Origin of the sequence: Aliisedimentitalea scapharcae (assembly GCF_045277565.1) — a bacterium.
Lineage (GTDB): Bacteria > Pseudomonadota > Alphaproteobacteria > Rhodobacterales > Rhodobacteraceae > Aliisedimentitalea > Aliisedimentitalea scapharcae.
Genome location: NZ_CP123584.1, coordinates 3366073 through 3384011, shown reverse-complemented (window position 1 = coordinate 3384011; position 17939 = coordinate 3366073). Strand labels below are relative to the sequence as shown.

The window sequence follows — 17939 nt, the reverse complement described above, 5'->3', positions numbered from 1 at the left end:
GCTCTCCCACCGGTGCGGGTGGAAGAGCGAATTCCGGGTCAGATATCAGGACCGGAAACCTGAACCCGGTATTTGGACCCGATATTTGGCCCGGTTTTTGGCCCGATATTTGGAGTGGCCCGCAGTTCGGCCCGTAATTTGGCCCGGTAATTGGACTGCAATTTGCTCCCTGGCCTGGCTGGATTACCAGTGACCGGTGCTGTCCATGCTGGTCCAGGGTTCAGCGGGAGCCAGCGCATCGCCGTTTTGCAACAATTCGACCGAAATATTATCTGGCGAGCGCACAAAGGCCATGCGACCGTCACGGGGCGGGCGATTGATTGTCACACCATTGGCCTGCAGATGGGCGCAGACGGCATAAATGTCATCGACCCCATAGGCCAGATGCCCGAAATGGCGTCCGTCGCTGGGCAGACCGTCATCGCCATCCCAATTATAGGTCAACTCGACCGGGGCCTCGGGCTGACCGGGAGGGGCCATGAAAACCAGCGTGAACCGTCCCTGTTCGTTTTCCCAACGACGGGTTTCCTCCAGCCCCAACAGGCCGAAGAATTTCATGCTTTCGTCCAGGTCCTTTACCCGGACCATGGTGTGCAGATAGGTCAAAGCCATAATTGTTTCCTTGCGCGGGTCATGTTCCCGGGCAGCTTAGGGCGGTGGCAGGGATTGTCGAGAGGTCCAGGCGCTCAAAGCGGATCAGAATGCGGATTGAATGCCAAAGTTGATACCGAACCGTTCGGCCTGTAGGCGCGTCACATTGCTGTCGGTGCGCGAGGCAGACACCCGCATTGTCGGATTGAATCCGTAGTAATCAATTTGGTCAAAGACCAGGAGGAAGTCGGCAGTATACTGCATGTCTTCGCGCCCAACCTGTCGGATCAGCACCCCATGCACGTAGTCATCATGTACCTTGCTGCGGGCCGAAACCGAAAACGATGCCCGTGCGCCCAGAACCGGTTTTGTCAGCCTATACCAGGCCCGCGCCCCGATCGCTTCATAGCTGTCGCCGGCATTGTTTGGCGACTCACCAATCGAGGCATTCAGGCTGGTTGACAGGATGCCCGAGGTTCCGATGGGAAACCGATAGGAGACGCTGGCGTTGACTTCGTCCAGATCGCTGCGGGTCACACCAAAGGTACGCCGCGCGGACAGGTTGACCCGAATGGATCTATAGTTCTCCAGGTAAAAGGTCTGCCCACCGGCCAGATCGACATAGCGGGAGTATTCCTCGCCGCCATACCAGTTCTGCCCGACCGTCGTGAACAGGCGATATTCCCCCCGTCCTTCGCGGTTCTTGCCGCGATGCGCGTAGCCGAATTCATAATACCCAAAGTCGTAGTCATTGCCTTCGACCGTGCGCAACCGGCGTTTGTCGCTGGAGGAAATGACATAGTGCTGGAACCGGGTCGAAAACGTCAGATCATTTGCATGTGTTTCGGTTTCGCGAAACCGATACCGTGTACTGGCACCCAAGGCGATTTCCATCCCGGGAATGGGGCGCGAATTGGCGCTGAATTCCGTCTGGGATCCAATAAAGTCGTCGGGATCGTCGCTCAGGTATTTTTCCGACGTCCCGTTGTTGACGTTTGAATCCGGCGTAATGGCAAAGGAAAATTGCGTGTTCCACGGATTGCGGGAACGGACATAGCGGAAATCGCGGATTGCCCGGTTTTCCAGCGCCTCGGTCGGGGCGTGTTGCGCGGCGCGGCGCAACCACAATTGCGCCATTGTCCGTTGGCCAGCCGATGACAGTGTCTGGGCCATGATCATCGACGTCGAGAATTTGTCTTCTGGTGTTTCCGCCTGCTTCCAGGCTGCCTTGGCCGATTGTTTGGCGTTGTCATACTGACCCAGGTCGCGCGCTGCGCGGGCCCGGATCAACAGGGCAGTGCGATCGGTGGCGTCGCGTTTGACCAACGCGTCCGAATACCGATAGGCGATTTCGGGATGGCCAGCCTTTAGCGCGCCAGTGGCTGCCTCGCGCAATTCCGCGGGGCTGAGTGTGACGCGTTCCACCACAGGCGTAGCCTGTGGTGCAGCAAGCGCCGCCCAGCCGACAAGCACCGCCAGGGTGCCTGTTCCTAATGCGGTTCTGATGCGTCCCCGGGCCATGGCCGCCTGCCTTTACTGGCGGACGAGAACAAAACCGCTGGTGTCGCGAACACCGGTTGCGCTGGGATCCCGCGTGGTTTCCATAACAAAAACCCCGACCACTTCGTCCGCGTTGGTGCCGGACAGGACAGCATAGTAGTTGCCGGTTTCGAACACCTGGTTCTGCCCGCTGGAATCAACATAGTAGCTGTTCATCTGGCCCAGGATTTCACCGTTGTCGTCCAGAACTCCGGGCTCCACCACAAACGTTGCATCGGGAATGGCGGTCATCGTGGTGTTCAGGCTCGCGTTGATGCTGCCCAGAACACCGTCGGTAACGTCATTGCCGTCCATATCAAAGATGCGGCGGTTTGAGACATTCCCGCGCACAGCATCGCCACGGGTGCCGGTGACGTCGTTGAAATCGTCAAAGTCGATGGCAATCGACATATCGGCCCGCGTATGCTGAAGCCCGCCGGTGCCGTTCTTGTCGCGCAGACCCTGCGAGAGCCCGGTGTACAGCGCCTGACCGGTTGCAGGCAGCACCACACCGCCGTCACGTTCATAGACAAACCCGCCAAATCCGTATTCGACATAGGCCCCGGTGCGCACGATGGCGAATTTGGTGTTGCCTGATTGGCTGACACCATAAATCGCGCGGTGGTTCAGCTGATTGATGGGTGTGCCGGTCAGGCTGTCGGGCAATTGGGCAGAGGCCTCGTAGACGGCAAAGGGCAGGTTGGACACGATATCCGGCGTGGTGTCGCGGGCATACACATTGTTGCCGTCAAACCCGAGGTTATCGACCGAAAATTCATCTGTTGCCGAATCATAGGCGATCGCCGTCGCATATCCGTTGCCGGATTTCCCGGCGTCGGTGCTGGTCGGTTCGCTCCGAAAGATGGATGCGTCTGGGACCGGAGTTTGGGTTCCCGGTGGAACCGTTCGGTCGCTTGCAATACCGCCACCCGTCGATCCGCCTGATCCGGTGCCAGTTCCTGTTCCGGTGTCGGCTACAAACGGATTTCCGCCACTACATGCGGACAGCGTTAGGCCCGCTGCCAACGCAACGATATATTTTTTCATGACTGCCTGCCTCTGCTCGTTATTGGCATGAGTTTTTCAAGCAATTTCCGGTGGAATTCATGGAAAGTCAATAAAAACGCGGGGGTTGGGAGGGATTCTTCATTTGGTCTGGCGGAATTGCCATACTGCATCTTGCGGTTTGAGTTGGATGTTCCACTGGATTTGGGTATGTGTGATTCATCTAGTGACAGACAAAGTCCGCCAGTCGACCGGTATGGTGCCGGGTCCATTGGCCAACGGGGGCAGGAGCGAGCAACGTGCAACAATATCATGATGCGTTGAAAACCATTCTGGAAACTGGCGAAGTTTCAACTGATCGGACTGGGACAGGAACGGTGGCAACATTCGGGTTGCAAAGCCGGTATTCTCTGGCGGATGGATTTCCATTGGTAACCACCAAGAAACTGCATCTGAAATCCATCGTCCATGAACTGTTGTGGTTCCTTTCGGGGGACACAAATATCAGATATCTAACGGAAAACGGGGTGTCGATCTGGAATGAATGGGCCGATGAAAACGGCGACCTGGGGCCGGTCTATGGCCATCAGTGGCGCAAGTTTCCGGCTTTGAAGGCAACGGATCGGACGGATGGGGATGATCCGTTGTTCCTGGCCCGCAGCGTCGATCAGATTTCCGACCTGGTGGACACGATCCGCACCAGCCCTGACAGCCGCCGCCTGATCGTGTCAGCGTGGAACCCGGGCGAGGTGCCCGACATGGCGCTGCCGCCCTGCCATACGTTGTGGCAGGTGCGGGTGCTGAATGGGCGGATGCATCTGCAGCTGTATCAACGGTCGGCGGATATGTTTTTGGGGGTGCCGTTCAATATTGCCTCTTATGCGCTGCTGCTGGCCATGCTGGCCCATGTGACCGGATATGAAGCCGGGGATTTTGTGCACACGATTGGTGATGCGCATATCTACTCCAATCATATGGAGCAGGTGAAAACCCAATTGTCGCGCAGCCCGAAACCGCTGCCGCGCCTGCGGATCAAACGTGAGGTTTCGTCGATTTTTGATTTTCGCTATGAGGATTTTGAAATCACCGGATATGACCCGGATCCTCACATCTCCGCCCCGGTGGCGGTCTGAACAGAAAGAGCCGAAATGATCAGTCTGATTGTAGCCCGGGCACGCAATGGTGCCATCGGCAAGGACAATACCATTCCGTGGCGCGCACCCGAAGATCTGGCGTTTTTTCAACGCGAGACCACCGGCGGTGCCGTGATCATGGGGCGAAACACCTGGGATAGCCTGCCGTTCAAGCCCTTGAAAGGGCGTCTGAATATCGTGATCTCAAGCCGAGGTTCTGAGGCGGTTCCCGGTGCGGAGCATGTGTTCGGCGATCTGGACGAGGCCGTGCAATTTGCCCGCGACAGCGGCTATGGCCGGATTTATGGAATTGGTGGGGCACGGATTTATTCCGATCTGCTGGCGCGCGCAGATCGCCTGCTGATCACCGAGGTCGATCTGACGGTTGACGATGCGGATGCCTATTTTCCCGAAATCCCATCCCGGGAGTGGCGCAATGTCGGGGCGCAGCTGTTGCGGGACGCCGACCCGCGATGCGAGGTGCATGAGTTTTTGCGTCGGGCCGGTTGACGGGTCCGCATTGCGAGACAGCCGGGATCAAAGTGCCGCGTGAGCTCTAGTCCCGGGTCTCTTCGGGGGCGACCCCCCACAGCTTGTCCTTTGGGGCCCACCCGCGATAGCCACCAGCGGTGACCTGACACCAATCCGGCAGGCATTTGCCCAGCCGGGCCACCACGCCCAGCTCAAAGGCGGCCGCCACGGGGGCCTTGGGATCAGGGTGGGTGCGGGCCGGTAACATGTCTTCTTCGATCAGAACGGTGCGAGAACCGGACAGCAACGCATAATGCACCCAACCGCCTGCGCCTTCGCGATCGCGAACCCGGCGCCAGTGACCGTATTCTGCGGTGATCTGCAACGGCATGTCGCGCCGTTTGAACACCCAGTCGATGCGATGTGTCAGAGAGGGACCGCGGCGCACGTTGCCTTCGCCGGTTTTCATCGACACAAATCGTGGCAAGGGCAGGTTGGTGACCGGACCACGGGCCTGTTGCGCCTGAACGGCGGTGCCAAGAATGCCGATACACGCGGCCAATGCCACGATGCGGAAGTGTTTTGTACCCGGTACTGCCACAGCCTGCCTGCCGTTGTTTGCCATCCGGTGTCCCCGGGCGGTCTTTTTCACTGTCGTTTTTGCGCTCTGCGCCAACCTGTCCCGGCCGGTCGCGGAAATGGGGCAAAATGACCCCGTGGACCGTTGGGTTCTTGTGCCCCTTTGGATCCTGAGCCACGATGACACGGAGCAGACTGATTTGAAAAGCGGTGGGAGAGCAGAAGTGCCAAGAGAACGTCTGAGTGTTGTCGTTACGCGACGGTTGCCGGAACCGGTGGAAACCCGACTGAGCGAACTTTTTGACGTGCAGTTGCGTCCTGACGATGCGCCGATGACCCGGTCAGAACTGGCCAGCGCCATGCGTGGGGCGGATGTTCTGGTGCCCACGGTGACCGATACGATCGACGCGGCATTGCTGGCGCAGGCCGGCGAGCGGCTGAAGCTGATCGCCAATTACGGCGCGGGGGTCGATCATATTGACGTGGCGACAGCGCGCCAACGTGGCGTTCTGGTGTCCAATACGCCGGGTGTGTTGACCGATGACACGGCGGATATGGCGATGGCGCTGATTCTCTCCGTGGTGCGGCGCATCCCGGAAGGTTTGGCCGTGATGCAGAAGGGCGATTGGGATGGCTGGGCCCCGACGGCGCTTTTGGGTGGCCGAATTGCCGGGCGGCGCCTGGGAATTCTGGGCATGGGGCGGATCGGCCAGGCGGTGGCACGACGGGCCAGCGCCTTTGGCATGCAGGTGCATTATCACAACCGCCGGCGTCTGCGCAGCGAAGTCGAACGCGATCTGGAAGCGACCTATTGGGAAAGCCTGGACCAGATGGTTGCCCGGATGGACGTGATTTCGATCAATTGCCCGTCGACCCCATCGACCTTTCATTTGATGAACGCCCGGCGTCTGAAGCTGTTGAAACCCGGTGCTGTTATCGTGAATACGTCGCGGGGCGAGGTGATCGACGAACATGCGTTGACGCGGATGTTGCGGGCGGGCGAGATCGCCGGGGCCGGGTTGGACGTTTATGAACATGGCACCGACATCAACCCGCGCCTGCGGGAGCTGTCGAATGTGGTGTTGCTGCCCCATATGGGGTCCGCCACCGTCGAGGGGCGGGACGAGATGGGCGAAAAGGTCATCATCAATATCAAAACATTCGAGGACGGGCACCGGCCGCCGGATCAGGTCGTGCCAAGCATGTTGTAACGGACTTACCCAAGGCTCGGGCGCTCCCGCCCGGGTCTGCTGCTTCTGGCGAAGCCGCGGACCCCGTTGGGCCGGGCAGCGCGAGGGCAGGCCCCCGCGCTGCTCCCGCGCGTGTGGATCAACGGCAGGGCACCGGATAAGTCAATGTGCCCTTTGGATAGGTCGTTGCAGGCCGAAAGCATGTCACCTGACCTGGGCCGTCCGCCCAGAACAGATGTGGGTTTGTGGCGCTCTTGCCGTCCTTGAGGTATTTGATGTGACCCCAATAGCTGCCTTTGGGGCCTGAACGATGGCTGCGCCCGATCTGGAAATGCAGGTGGCGCACCCCTGAAATACAGCGAAATTTAGTGAAATTGTTGCTGAGCCGGGCAATCCGCTGTCCGCGGGTCACGGTCTGCCCTGTCTTGACCAAGATATCTCCCAGATGCCCATAGGCTGCAATCAGCGGTTTGCCGGAACGGTCGGCCCCATGATCAATGACAATTGTCGGCCCCCAACACGTCCCAATGTCGGTTTCGACGACAACCCCATCTGCGGCAGCCAGAATTGGCGCACCATTGGGACCACCAATATCAATGCCCTGATGTTTGGACCCGCGCTGCCGTCCTTTGACGCCCCTGCGGCTGTGAAACTCCGAAATGATCTTTGGGGCACCATAGGGCAGGGTCACAGGGAGCTCCGTGGCCTGGACCCTATCGGCATCCAGGTGAAAAACGACGGAAAGAACGATTATGAAAACCCAATGCATCTACGATATCCTGAACAAACGACCGGGGCAAAAGTGGCTGAGGGACATGGCCAGGGTCAAGCCATGACTTGGGCGCAAACTGTGGCAATGGAGACTGGCGAGTGGGGCGGGGGCCGGTTAGTCTGGGGTTGAAACAGCGCCAGGGCGGGGAGAGCTTCATGCAACGAAGATCAATAGCAATTTTGGTGGCGATCTGGGCCGCCCTGCCGTTGGGCGCACAGGAAACCGCAGATAAATTTGCCCCCGAAGGCGCGGTCGAAGGGCAGATTGCAGCCACATCACAGGCGGTGGCCGCGGCGTTGGAGGCCAAAGCACAGAATTTGCCCGTGGTGGGCGAAACATGGATGGTCTCTGCGGCAAACCCGCTGGCGGTTCAGGCGGGGGCCGCAGTCTTGCAGGACGGGGGCAGTGCAGCGGATGCGATGGTCGCCGTGCAGAGCGTTCTGGGGCTGGTCGAGCCGCAGTCTTCGGGGCTGGGTGGGGGTGCCTTTTTGGTTTGGTATGACGCCAAAACCGGCGCGCTGACAACGCTGGACGGGCGGGAAACCGCGCCTTTGGCCGCGACGCCGACATTGTTTCAGACCGAAGCCGGGGAGCCGATGGGGTTCTTTGATGCGGTCGTCGGAGGGCGGTCCGTAGGCACGCCAGGCACGCCTGCGTTGATGCAGGCGGCGCATCGCAAATGGGGCCGCGCACCGTGGTCGGGGCTGTTTGATGCGGCCATCGCGCTGGCGGACGGCGGGTTTTCTGTGTCACCGCGTTTGGCGGGGTTGGTGCGGCGTGACGCAGAGCGGTTGGCGCGTCATCCGGAAACTGCGGCCTATTTCCTGCCGGATGGTCAGCCGGTGAAACAGGGCGACACCCTGCGCAACCCGGCCTATGGCGATACTTTACAGAGACTGGCAGCAAAGGGGGCGGAGGTCTTTTATGCGGGACCAATTGCAGCAGATATCGTGCGGGCGGTGCGCACAGCCGGGAACCCCGGCGTTCTGTCGGCGGTGGATCTGGCGTTGTATGAGGTCAAGGAACGCGCGGCGGTTTGCGCCGGGTATCGTGTTTATCAGGTCTGCGGCATGGGTCCGCCCAGTTCCGGCGCGCTGACAGTTGGACAGATCCTGGGTACGCTTGAGCCATTCAACCTGCCTGATCTGGGCGCAGACGACCCACAGTCGTGGCGGTTGATCGGGGATGCCTCGCGGCTCGCCTTTGCGGACCGGGGGCGGTACATGGCCGACAGCGATTATGTCCCGGTTCCGACCCGAGGGTTGCTGGACCCGGCCTATCTGAAGCTGCGCGGCAGCGGGATGACTGCACCCGTGGCGCTTCCAGAGGTGGGCCCGGGCACGCCCGAATTTGACCATGCGCTGCACTGGGCCGATGACGAGGCGATCGAGTTGCCATCAACGTCGCATGTTTCGATCGTGGATCGGTATGGGAATGTGCTGTCGATGACGACCACAATCGAAAATGCATTCGGGTCACGGGTGATGACCCGTGGGTTTCTGCTGAACAATGAGCTGACGGATTTTTCATTTCGCACCCACCGTGACGGTGTGCTGATCGCCAACCGGTTGGAGCCGGGCAAACGGCCCCGGTCATCCATGGCTCCGACCATCGTGATGCAGGCGGGCAAACCGGTTCTGGCCATCGGGTCACCGGGGGGCAGCCGGATCATCGGCTATGTGGCACAGGCGATCATTGCCTGGGCGGATTGGGGATATGACGTTCAACAGGCCGTAGCGATGCCGCATCTGGTGAACAGGTTCGGCACCTATGATGTCGAAGCCGGGACCAATGCGGTCAACATGGTCGGAGCGTTGGAACAGATGGGCTATGAAGTGAACGCGCGGGATTTGAATTCCGGACTTCATGCGATCGAGATTGGAGAGGTGCTGAAAGGCGCAGCAGATCCCCGGCGCGAAGGCATTGCGATGGGCCAGTAACACTGGCCGGGCCTGAATATGCCAGCATGGCTTGCTGGGCCTGACTTGTTTTGGTCTTTGCAGCACTGGGTCGCGACCCAGTGTGGACCCGCGTGCATGAGGCGGGCCATATGCGCGTTTTCGCCTTGGTTGGGGTGATTGTTGTCTCCTGTTCGACAGGTGCCCAAGCGGACCAGATGTGTCATTCCAGCGGAGAATTCGTCGATGTCGCGCTGTGGGGCACGGCAGAGTCGGCAGCCATTCACCTGAGAGTAGATCGGGATTACCTGGACCCGCGGTTTGCACGGAAATCCGGTGGAACACGCACGGGAGGGGTAACTGCGCCTGCAAGCAACCGTATTTGCCCCTTGCCCCCTTTGCCCCTTGGCCGCGTAATATTCGCCCCCATCAGTCCGAGGGGGCGTATCGGTCGATGCTGACCACCTGGTACCGTGACATGGAAACGGTGGTGCAACGCCTGACAACGAAGAACCGGGGACGCAGATTTACCGGTGAAACACTCTGGCGGGATGCTGATGCCCGATATGGGCTAATAACTTTGACAGCGCCTCCGCCATACGTGCCTCGCAGAGGGGGGATTGGTGACAGCGACAAATGTCTTTCCGGAACGAAGATGGGAATGTAACCGATGTCATTGGTTGCTGCCGCCCTGGCAAAGCCCCTGACCAAAGCTGTGAACATTAAATCGAAGCCGGTATCTTTGACGTGAAGACCCAATAGGATGTGGTCCCGAAGTTTGTTGAAGCCGAAACGGTGCGCTCCCGTCCGCCGGATCCGGATCAAAGATCCGCACCCGTCCGTTGGGCCAGGCAGGCCGCGCCGAAGGCGCGGCCTGCCGCCCGGCGACGCGCGCAGCGCGGCGCAAAACCTCCTGTGGGTGTGGGCCCTGAGGAACAGCTCCGCCCCTTGCAGGTTGACAGGTGGCTCAGGGATCTGCGGGCCAAGTGCGATGTCAGGTCTTGTCCTGTCGTGCATGTGCACCATAAGTTAACCTGTGAATCAACGGGCATTCAATGTCCGGAAAAGGGAGAGCCGTCATGGTCCAGGCCACATCATTGCCCCGCAACGACACCGGGATAAAAGCCGTCATCGACATTCTGAAACAGCGGTTTGACGAGCGGTTGCAGACCGGCGATTCCATTCGCGAACAGCACGGCCACACCACAACCTATATCGTGAACCAGAAGCCGGATGCGGTGGTTTTTCCGACCAGCACTGCCGAGGTGGCCGAGATCGTCAAAACCTGTGCGACCCATGATGTTCCGGTCATTGCGTTTGGCACCGGCACCTCGCTCGAGGGGCATGTGAATGCGCCTGCGGGTGGAATTTCGGTGGATATGAGCCAGATGAACCAGATCCTGGCCGTCCATGCCGAAGATCTGGATGTGGTGGTGCAGCCCGGCGTGACACGCGAGCAACTGAATACCTATCTGCGCGATCAGGGGCTGTTCTTTCCGATCGACCCAGGTGCCAATGCATCGCTGGGCGGGATGACAGCAACGCGGGCCTCGGGTACCAACGCGGTCCGCTATGGCACGATGAAGGACAATGTCATCGCGCTCGAAGTGGTGATGGCAGATGGCGAGGTGATCCGCACTGCGCAGCGGGCCAAGAAATCGTCAGCCGGCTATGATTTGACCCGGTTGATGGTGGGGTCGGAGGGGACATTGGGTCTGATCACCGAAATTACCTTGCGGCTGCAAGGCATCCCGGAAGCGATCAGCTCCGCGCGGTGTTCGTTCTCTACTGTGGATGCGGCCTGTCGTGCGGTGATGATGACCATCCAATATGGCATCCCCGTGGCCCGGATCGAATTGCTGGACACGCTCAGCGTCGGTGCGGCCAACAATTATTCAAAGCTGGACCTGCCGGACACGCCCTTGTTGCTTTTGGAGTTTCACGGCTCGGACGCCGGTGTGGCGGAGCAGGCTGAAACCTTTGGTGCGATCGCCGAAGAGTTTGGCGGCACCGATTTTGCGGCGACCACGTCCACCGAAGAGCGCAACAAGCTATGGCAGGCGCGCCACGACATGTATTGGGCCACGCATCAGCTGCGCCCGGGTGCCAAGGGAATTTCCACCGACGTCTGCGTGCCGATCTCGCGTCTGGCCGAAGCGGTGAGCGGAGCCCAGGACAAGGCCGCAGAATTGGGGCTGTTGGCACCGATTGTGGGTCATGTCGGGGATGGCAATTTCCACGCGCTGCCGCTGATTGACATGGACAACCCGGATGAGGTCGCAGCGGTTGAAGCGTTTGTGGCCTGGCTGAATGAATACGCGATTTCACTGGATGGGACCTGCACCGGAGAACACGGTATCGGCCAGGGCAAGAAACCCTATCTGGAAATGGAATTGGGGGCCACGACCCGCTATATGGCTGCGGTCAAGGCGGCGCTGGACCCACAGAACATCCTGAATCCGGGCAAGATCGTCACCAGGACCTGACACCACAATGAATACCCGTCCCAAACCCGGAACCATCACCGGGCAAGTCTGGCAAATCGCCGATGCGGTGACCGCAGCAAACCGTGCACCAGCCTCCCGGAGGGAGGTGGTTCAAACAGCTGTGGCAAAGGGCATAAATCCGTCCACGGCCAGCACTCACTCCCAACATTGGAAGCGCGTGGACCCAAACGCCTGCTGGCCTCCAATCTCTGCAGGGTGTCGGTGCGGCAGCGGAACCCGTGACTGGGCAGGGGGACCGCCGCAATTGGACCTATCTGCTGAAACGCGGATTTACCTATGGGGCCGACTGGCAGATCGGAGCGTCTGGCCAGTTGACGGTGGACAAGGCGCTGCCGGACCTTCCGGGGGTCTATGCGCTGATTGTGGATGAAGATATCGTGTACATCGGTGTCACTGCTCGAACCTTGAGCAAACGTATGGCCGACTATGCCAGAGGTCCCAAAGCACAACGAACCAGTCATCGGGTTCACCATTTGCTGAAAACGGCGCTGGGTGGCGGGCGGGTTTCCCGCGTGCTGTATGCCATGCCCGAGCACACGGATTGGAACGGATTGCCTGTGCAAACTGCGCCGGGTTTGGAACAGGGGCTTATTCAACATATCAAACCGATCTGGAACCTGCAGGGCGCATAATGAGACCCGCCCGGGATGGTTGACTGCAGTCCGGGCTGGGAACGGGGCCAGGTCGGCAACGTGTCAAAAAACCCAAAAACCGACAAAGGTGACCCCAATTCTCACCGTTGAAGGCGTAGAAGGTCGGTTTTGTCGTTTTATGCGTCGGATGGCTTTTGCGCGCAAACGCTGGCTTGGGCATAACCATAGCCAAGAATCTTTAGAATCCGGAGAGCGGGCCCATGAAAACCCAAGTCAAAGCACTGGTCGTCGGCGGTGGTGCCGTCGGCACGTCGATTGCGTATCACCTCGCCAAGGCGGGATGGGACGATGTTATGTTGATCGAACGCGACGAGCTGACGTCGGGTTCGACCTGGCACGCGGCTGGCCTGCTGCCGCTGTTCAACATGTCCTATGCGACCACCCATATCCACAAATACTCGGTGGATTTCTACAAGACCCTCGAAGAGGAAACCGGGCTGAACGCCGGGTTTGCCGTCGTTGGCAACCTGCGCATGGCGCAGACGGACGAACGCATGGACGAATACATGCTTTATGCGTCGACCGCGGAAACCTGCGACGTGGACTATGAATGGCTGACCCCGGACCAGATCAAAGAGCGCTGGCCGCTGATCGAAACCGGCGACCTGAAGGGGGCAATCTATCACACCGAAGACGGGTATATTAACCCGGCCGACGTGACCCAGGCGATGGCCAAGGGGGCCCGTCAGCGCGGCGTCGACATCGTGCGCAAACTGCAGGCCGATGCCTTCCACTGGACCGGCACCCATTGGGAAGTCACCTGCACCAAAATGGTGGAAAAAGGCGGCAACCTGATTCCCTCCGACGAGCAGGTGGTGATCACGGCCGAGCACGTCGTGACCGCGTCCGGAAACCACGCTCAGCGTACCGCGAAAATGTTGGGTATCAAGATGCCCGCGATCCCGGTCGAGCACACGTTCATCGTCATGGACAAAGACCCCGAGCTGGTCAAATGGCGTGAAGCCGGCAACCCCGAGCATCCCGTTGTGCGCGACGCCGACAATGAATCCTATGCCCGCGAAGAGCGCGGCGGCTGGATCCTGGGCATCTACGAACGCGGCGCACCCGCACAGTTCGAGCACGGCGTGCCGGACAGCTTCCGGGCCGATCTGTTCCCGCTGGATCTGGACCGGATCGCGGATCAATACATGGCAATGGCCGAACGCGTCCCGTCCTGTGCCGAATCCGGCCTCAAGGACGACTTCAACGGCCCGATCTGCTATACCCCAGACGGCAACCCGCTGGTTGGTCCGGCACCGGGTCTGCGCAACATGTGGCTGGCCGAAGGTTTCAGCTTTGGTATCACCGCTGCGGGCGGCACCGGCTACTATCTGGCGCAGATGATGGTCGATGGCGAAGCCGAAATCGACATGGCCTCGCTCGACCCCAAGCGGTATTCCTCCAATTGGATGACCACCGAGTTCGCAGCGCGCAAGAACGAAGAGTGCTATGAGCACGTCTATATCCTGCACCACCCGGACGAAGAACGCCCGGCGGCCCGTCCGCTGCGTACTGCGCCCGCGTTTGATCGTCAAAAGGCCCGTGGCGCACAGTTCGGCTGGGTCAATGGCTGGGAACGCCCCAACTATTTCGGTCCCGTCGATGCGCCGGAAAACTTTGACCATGATGCGCGGTCTTTCCGCCGGGGTGGCTGGTGGCAGCATGCTGTCGAAGAAGCCAAGGCAATCCGCGAAGGCGTCGGCCTGATCGACGCCACCGCGTTCACCAAGCACGTGGTCAAGGGCCCCGGTGCCACCCAGTTCCTGGACTGGTTCACCTGCAACAAGCTGCCCAAGGTTGGGCGCATCAACCTGACCTATGCGCTGACCGCATTCGGCACCACCCGTACCGAATACACCATCGTGCGCAATGGCGAGAACAACTATTACATCGTGTCCGCCGGTGCCTGGTCGGAATATGACGCCGACTTCCTGCGCAAAGCCGCCGAAGACAAGATGGAAGAGTTCGGATACGTCGAAATCCAGGATGTCACCACCCAGTGGGGCGTTTTTGCCATCGCAGGCCCGAAATCGCGCGATGTGCTGAAAGAGGTGATCGTCGATGCCGATCCGGAAACGGCGCTGTCAAACAAGCGGTTCCCCTGGTTGTCGGCGCGTCAGATCGAATTGGGCATGTGCCCGGTGAACGCCATTCGCGTGGCCTATACCGGCGAATTGGGATGGGAATTGCACCACCCGATGGAAATGCAGAACTATCTGTTCGATCTGCTGGAAAAAGCCGGTGAAAAGCACGGCATGAAGCTGGTCGGTGCCCGCGCGCAGAACTGGCTGCGTCAGGAGAAATCCTATCGTGCGTTTGGCAACGAATTGGGTCGTGACGCGACCCCGCTCGAAGCCGACCTGCCGCGTTTCGTGGATCTGAACAAGGAGTTCCACGGCAAGGACAAATTGGTCGAGACCGGTGTGCGCGTAAAGTGCTGCACCCTGTTGATCGACGGCCCTGCCGATGCTGATCCCTGGGGCCGCGAGGTGCTTTATACGCCCGAAGGCGAGCGCGTGGGTCGTCTGACCTCGGGTGGCTATTCGGTGGCCTTTGAAAAATCCATCGGTATGGGCTATGTCAAACCCGAGCAAGCGGTCGAAGGCACCAAATTGCAGGTCAAGATCCAGGACAAGCTGTGGGATGCGGTTGTCACCTGCGACAGCCCCTATGACCCCAAGAACGAAGTCATCCGCAAGGACGGGTGATTTCCCGACCCTGTGATTGGTATCTGGGCCCCGGTTGACAGACCGGGGCCTTTTTCGTGGGATTATGATGCGTAAATTCGGGCGGGACCTGGGAACACTCAGAGATGCAGATCTTTGCCGGGGAGCCAGGGCGCAGCATCAGGTGTTGGTAGACCGGGGTGTGGTCAGGATGCGTTTGCTCCAGCAGCCCGATTGCGCCCTCCAGCTGTCGCCCGGTGACATCGTCCGCCGGTCTGGTGTAACTGGCGTCGCATCCGGTCGGGGGCCTGTGCGTGACGAAGATCACGCATATGACCGCACGCGATCCTCTATTGGTTCTGACGGGCGGCGACCCAGCGTTTCCATTGGCGTTTGCTGCCGCCAAAAGCGTTCAGATCCACGTCGCCCTCTATGCCGGGAACGATGCCTGTGCTGCTGTATTGCCAGAAATGCCAGCTTTGTTTCGGATAGGCGCGGTCGGGGGTTTTTGCCGTTGATCGCACCCAGAATTCCGTGTTCTTCAATTTCCCGATGTCGGTTTGACGGTAGAATTCAGGCGTGGTGTACAGGATCGGACGTTGACCGTAATGGCGTTCGATCATGTCCAGAAATATCTGGGCTTCCCGTCGCACAACCGATCCATGGGGGCGTTTTGTGCAGGTTGGTGAAAACGGGTTCCATTCCATGTCCAGAACCGGCGGGAGCATGCCGCGGGTCTTGGGGACATTGCGGATGAACCAACGGGCCTGGTCCGCAGCCGGTCGGCAGAAATAGAAAAAGTGATACGCGCCGCGAAGGATTCTGGCGCGTCCCGCGCCACGCCAATGGGATTTGAACATCGGGTCCAGAAAGTCCCCGCCTTCGGTGGCCTTGATAAACGCGAAATCTATTCCTGCCTTGCGGGCCTGGGTCCAATCGACCTGGGGCTGGAAGCGGGCGACATCTATCCCGTGAACAGGATAGCGGCTGGGCGGCTTTCCCTTGAAATCAACCGGGTCGCTGTCCCCCAGGCCACGTGGAACCTGTGCGGCGGCTGGAAGGGCCAACAGCAGGAGCAAAACTAGGGACAAAACCGCGCGCATTCAGGATCCTCCAGGTACCGTTCACTGGGATCAGGATCACATTCTTGGGGCAGGTTTATCAACCATGCCTGTCCACGGGTTGGGCAGATGTGCGGTTTTTTGCGCTCGATTGGCGGTGAAGGCACCGCAGCACCAGCCCGCGCATTGCGCGCCGGCTGGTGTTGTTTTTCCTCAGGCTTGGTCCTGTGCGGTTTCGGCCAGCTCCATATGACCGTCCCCTTTGGAGAGAAGGTTTCGCAGGATGGGCTCAAAAAACTCGAGCGGTTTGGTGGGATAATCAGGGTCGAACGCGCATTGGTCATAGACTTCGCAGAAGTACCGGCAATCTTCCCAATACGGGCTGTCGCGGTATTTGTCGCGGGCGTGACGATCTCCCCCCAGAATGTGATTGTAGTAAAACCCCTGGAACACGCAGTGATGTTTGAGGATCCAATAGGTTTTGTCGCTCACATAAGGTTTCATCATGGCTGCGGAGAGTTCGCCATGGTTATAGGGCGACAGGATGTCACCGACATCATGCACCAGCGCGGCAACGATGATTTCGTCATCCGCTCCGTCCGCATGCGCACGGGTTGCGGCCTGCAGGCAGTGCTGGAACCGGTTGACCGGATAGGGGGTCCAGTCTTCGTCCAGGGACCGGATGGCGTCCAGAATGCGGTCGGGCAGGGCTGCGTTATAAGCATCCTCATAGGCCATGACGGCGTGCCAATCCGCTTCGGTTGCGTTCTCGAAACTGGTCCAGGTGGGCTTGTGGCTTTTGTCCAACATGTGCGCGTCCTCTGTTTGAATTGAGACTCACTCTAGGGCCTATTGATCGAGCAGGAAAACGAATTGATTTTATCAATCTGATCATTAAATTGTATCAGATGCAGATCAACGCGCTCAAGACCTTTCTCACCATTGTTCAAACTGGCAGCTTCCATGCTGCTGCCGGCGAATTGAACATCACGCAAACGGCGGTGAGCGCCCGGATCAAAAGTCTGGAAGCAGGGGTGGAGGCCAAGCTGTTTGAACGCGGACCGGGGGGAACGCGGCTCAGCTCGGCAGGGCGCCAATTTCGGCCCTATGCCGAACAAATGTTGCGCACCTGGGATCTGGTCCGGGCGGATCTGTCCGGTGCCATGCGCGGGCGCGTGTCGCTGCGGCTGGGCTCGCAATTGTCGATCTGGGATCCGTTGCTGGTGGATGTGGCGGTTTGGTTGGAACAGGATCAGGGCAAGGTGCCTTTTGTTATCAATTATGATCACGCGTTGAACATGGGGCAGGCTGTAGAGCAACAATTGCTGGATATCGCCATCGTCAACGAAACCCCGCCCGGCACCCGCCTTGGCGTCGAGGAATTCCCGCCCGAAACACTGTATCTGGTGGCCGATCGGCCGGTGGACCTGCGTGTTGGCGACCTGCCGCTGTTTATCAATCTCGAGTTCGGTCCCGAGTATGATGCCCAACTGCAGGTCGTATTGCCTGGTCGGTCCCAGCAGCATATCGTGTTGGGGAATGCGTTGATGGGGCTGCGCTATTTGCTGAAACGGGGAGGGATGGGCTTCTTTCCCGAGACAATGATTGACGAACACCTGGCAAGCGGGCGATTGCACAAGGTAACGGGAGCAGAGCGGATGTCGCTCAGTTGCAAAGCTTTGTACCTGACGGAGAACCCAAACCTGACATCGATTCAGGAAGTCATGCGGGGGCTGCGCCAGATCCGGCCCGCCAAAGGCAACGGATCACGAATCTGACGGCTTCGGTCAGCCAAGAATCCAAGAAAATTGGGAATTTTCTTGGCAAGATTTTTAGATAAAAATCTTGCCTGTTGCAGGGTGAACAATAAGGTC

General features: G+C 59.4%; 15 protein-coding genes. 8 read left to right on the top strand and 7 right to left on the bottom strand.

Annotation, left to right across the window (positions count from 1 at the left end; all coding sequences use genetic code 11):
• Window positions 1–183: 183 nt before the first annotated feature.
• The 3 genes from QEZ52_RS15790 to QEZ52_RS15780 all read right to left on the bottom strand — a co-directional run bounded on the left by QEZ52_RS15790 (window position 184) and on the right by QEZ52_RS15780 (window position 3177).
• Window positions 184–612, bottom strand: coding sequence for a VOC family protein (locus QEZ52_RS15790; RefSeq protein WP_406645408.1), 429 nt, complete (start codon window positions 610–612; stop codon window positions 184–186).
• 84 nt (window positions 613–696) lie between these two features.
• A complete protein-coding gene (locus QEZ52_RS15785; protein WP_406645407.1) occupies window positions 697–2112 on the bottom strand; it encodes a surface lipoprotein assembly modifier in 1416 nt (471 codons plus the stop codon).
• Window positions 2113–2124: 12 nt separating this feature from the next.
• A complete protein-coding gene (locus QEZ52_RS15780; RefSeq protein ID WP_406645406.1) occupies window positions 2125–3177 on the bottom strand; it encodes a hypothetical protein in 1053 nt (350 codons plus the stop codon).
• 257 nt (window positions 3178–3434) lie between these two features.
• Between QEZ52_RS15780 and QEZ52_RS15775 the strand changes: the two genes are divergently transcribed.
• Entirely contained in the window at window positions 3435–4268 is an 834-nt protein-coding gene (locus QEZ52_RS15775; RefSeq protein WP_406645405.1) for a thymidylate synthase, read from the top strand.
• A 15-nt stretch (window positions 4269–4283) separates the two neighbouring features.
• A complete protein-coding gene (locus QEZ52_RS15770) occupies window positions 4284–4778 on the top strand; it encodes a dihydrofolate reductase (protein ID WP_406645404.1) in 495 nt (164 codons plus the stop codon).
• A gap of 46 nt (window positions 4779–4824) precedes the next feature.
• On the opposite strand, the gene QEZ52_RS15765 is transcribed toward QEZ52_RS15770, so the two are convergent.
• Complete coding sequence (locus tag QEZ52_RS15765) at window positions 4825–5364, bottom strand: SH3 domain-containing protein (RefSeq protein ID WP_406645403.1); 540 nt, start codon at window positions 5362–5364, stop codon at window positions 4825–4827.
• Window positions 5365–5542: 178 nt separating this feature from the next.
• Here QEZ52_RS15765 and QEZ52_RS15760 point away from each other — a divergent pair, with 178 nt between their 5' ends.
• The gene (locus tag QEZ52_RS15760) at window positions 5543–6529 is read left to right on the top strand and encodes a 2-hydroxyacid dehydrogenase (RefSeq protein ID WP_406645401.1); all 987 of its coding nucleotides are present in this window, start codon (window positions 5543–5545) and stop codon (window positions 6527–6529) included.
• Window positions 6530–6647: 118 nt separating this feature from the next.
• On the opposite strand, the gene QEZ52_RS15755 is transcribed toward QEZ52_RS15760, so the two are convergent.
• The gene (locus tag QEZ52_RS15755) at window positions 6648–7277 is read right to left on the bottom strand and encodes a M23 family metallopeptidase (RefSeq protein ID WP_406645400.1); all 630 of its coding nucleotides are present in this window, start codon (window positions 7275–7277) and stop codon (window positions 6648–6650) included.
• A 158-nt stretch (window positions 7278–7435) separates the two neighbouring features.
• Here QEZ52_RS15755 and ggt point away from each other — a divergent pair, with 158 nt between their 5' ends.
• From ggt to QEZ52_RS15735, 4 genes are all read left to right on the top strand, one after another.
• Window positions 7436–9220: a gamma-glutamyltransferase gene (ggt, locus tag QEZ52_RS15750; RefSeq protein ID WP_406645399.1), complete on the top strand. Its 1785-nt coding sequence runs from the start codon at window positions 7436–7438 to the stop codon at window positions 9218–9220.
• Window positions 9221–10257: 1037 nt separating this feature from the next.
• Window positions 10258–11664 carry an FAD-binding oxidoreductase gene (locus QEZ52_RS15745; protein ID WP_406645398.1) on the top strand — a complete coding sequence of 469 codons (1407 nt, stop codon included), beginning with the start codon at window positions 10258–10260 and terminating at the stop codon, window positions 11662–11664.
• Window positions 11665–11903: 239 nt separating this feature from the next.
• Window positions 11904–12317, top strand: a complete 414-nt coding sequence (locus QEZ52_RS15740; RefSeq protein ID WP_406645397.1) for a GIY-YIG nuclease family protein — start codon at window positions 11904–11906, stop codon at window positions 12315–12317.
• 221 nt (window positions 12318–12538) lie between these two features.
• The gene (locus QEZ52_RS15735) at window positions 12539–15046 is read left to right on the top strand and encodes an FAD-dependent oxidoreductase (protein WP_406645396.1); all 2508 of its coding nucleotides are present in this window, start codon (window positions 12539–12541) and stop codon (window positions 15044–15046) included.
• Window positions 15047–15354: 308 nt separating this feature from the next.
• Here QEZ52_RS15735 and QEZ52_RS15730 read toward each other — a convergent pair whose 3' ends face one another.
• Both QEZ52_RS15730 and QEZ52_RS15725 read right to left on the bottom strand, forming a co-directional pair.
• Window positions 15355–16107 carry a GH25 family lysozyme gene (locus QEZ52_RS15730; RefSeq protein ID WP_406645395.1) on the bottom strand — a complete coding sequence of 251 codons (753 nt, stop codon included), beginning with the start codon at window positions 16105–16107 and terminating at the stop codon, window positions 15355–15357.
• A 171-nt stretch (window positions 16108–16278) separates the two neighbouring features.
• Window positions 16279–16875, bottom strand: a complete 597-nt coding sequence (locus tag QEZ52_RS15725) for an HD domain-containing protein (protein WP_406645394.1) — start codon at window positions 16873–16875, stop codon at window positions 16279–16281.
• 98 nt (window positions 16876–16973) lie between these two features.
• Between QEZ52_RS15725 and QEZ52_RS15720 the strand changes: the two genes are divergently transcribed.
• Window positions 16974–17843 (top strand): LysR family transcriptional regulator, encoded by an 870-nt coding sequence (locus QEZ52_RS15720; protein ID WP_406650519.1) that lies wholly within the window; start codon window positions 16974–16976, stop codon window positions 17841–17843.
• Window positions 17844–17939: the final 96 nt, after the last annotated feature.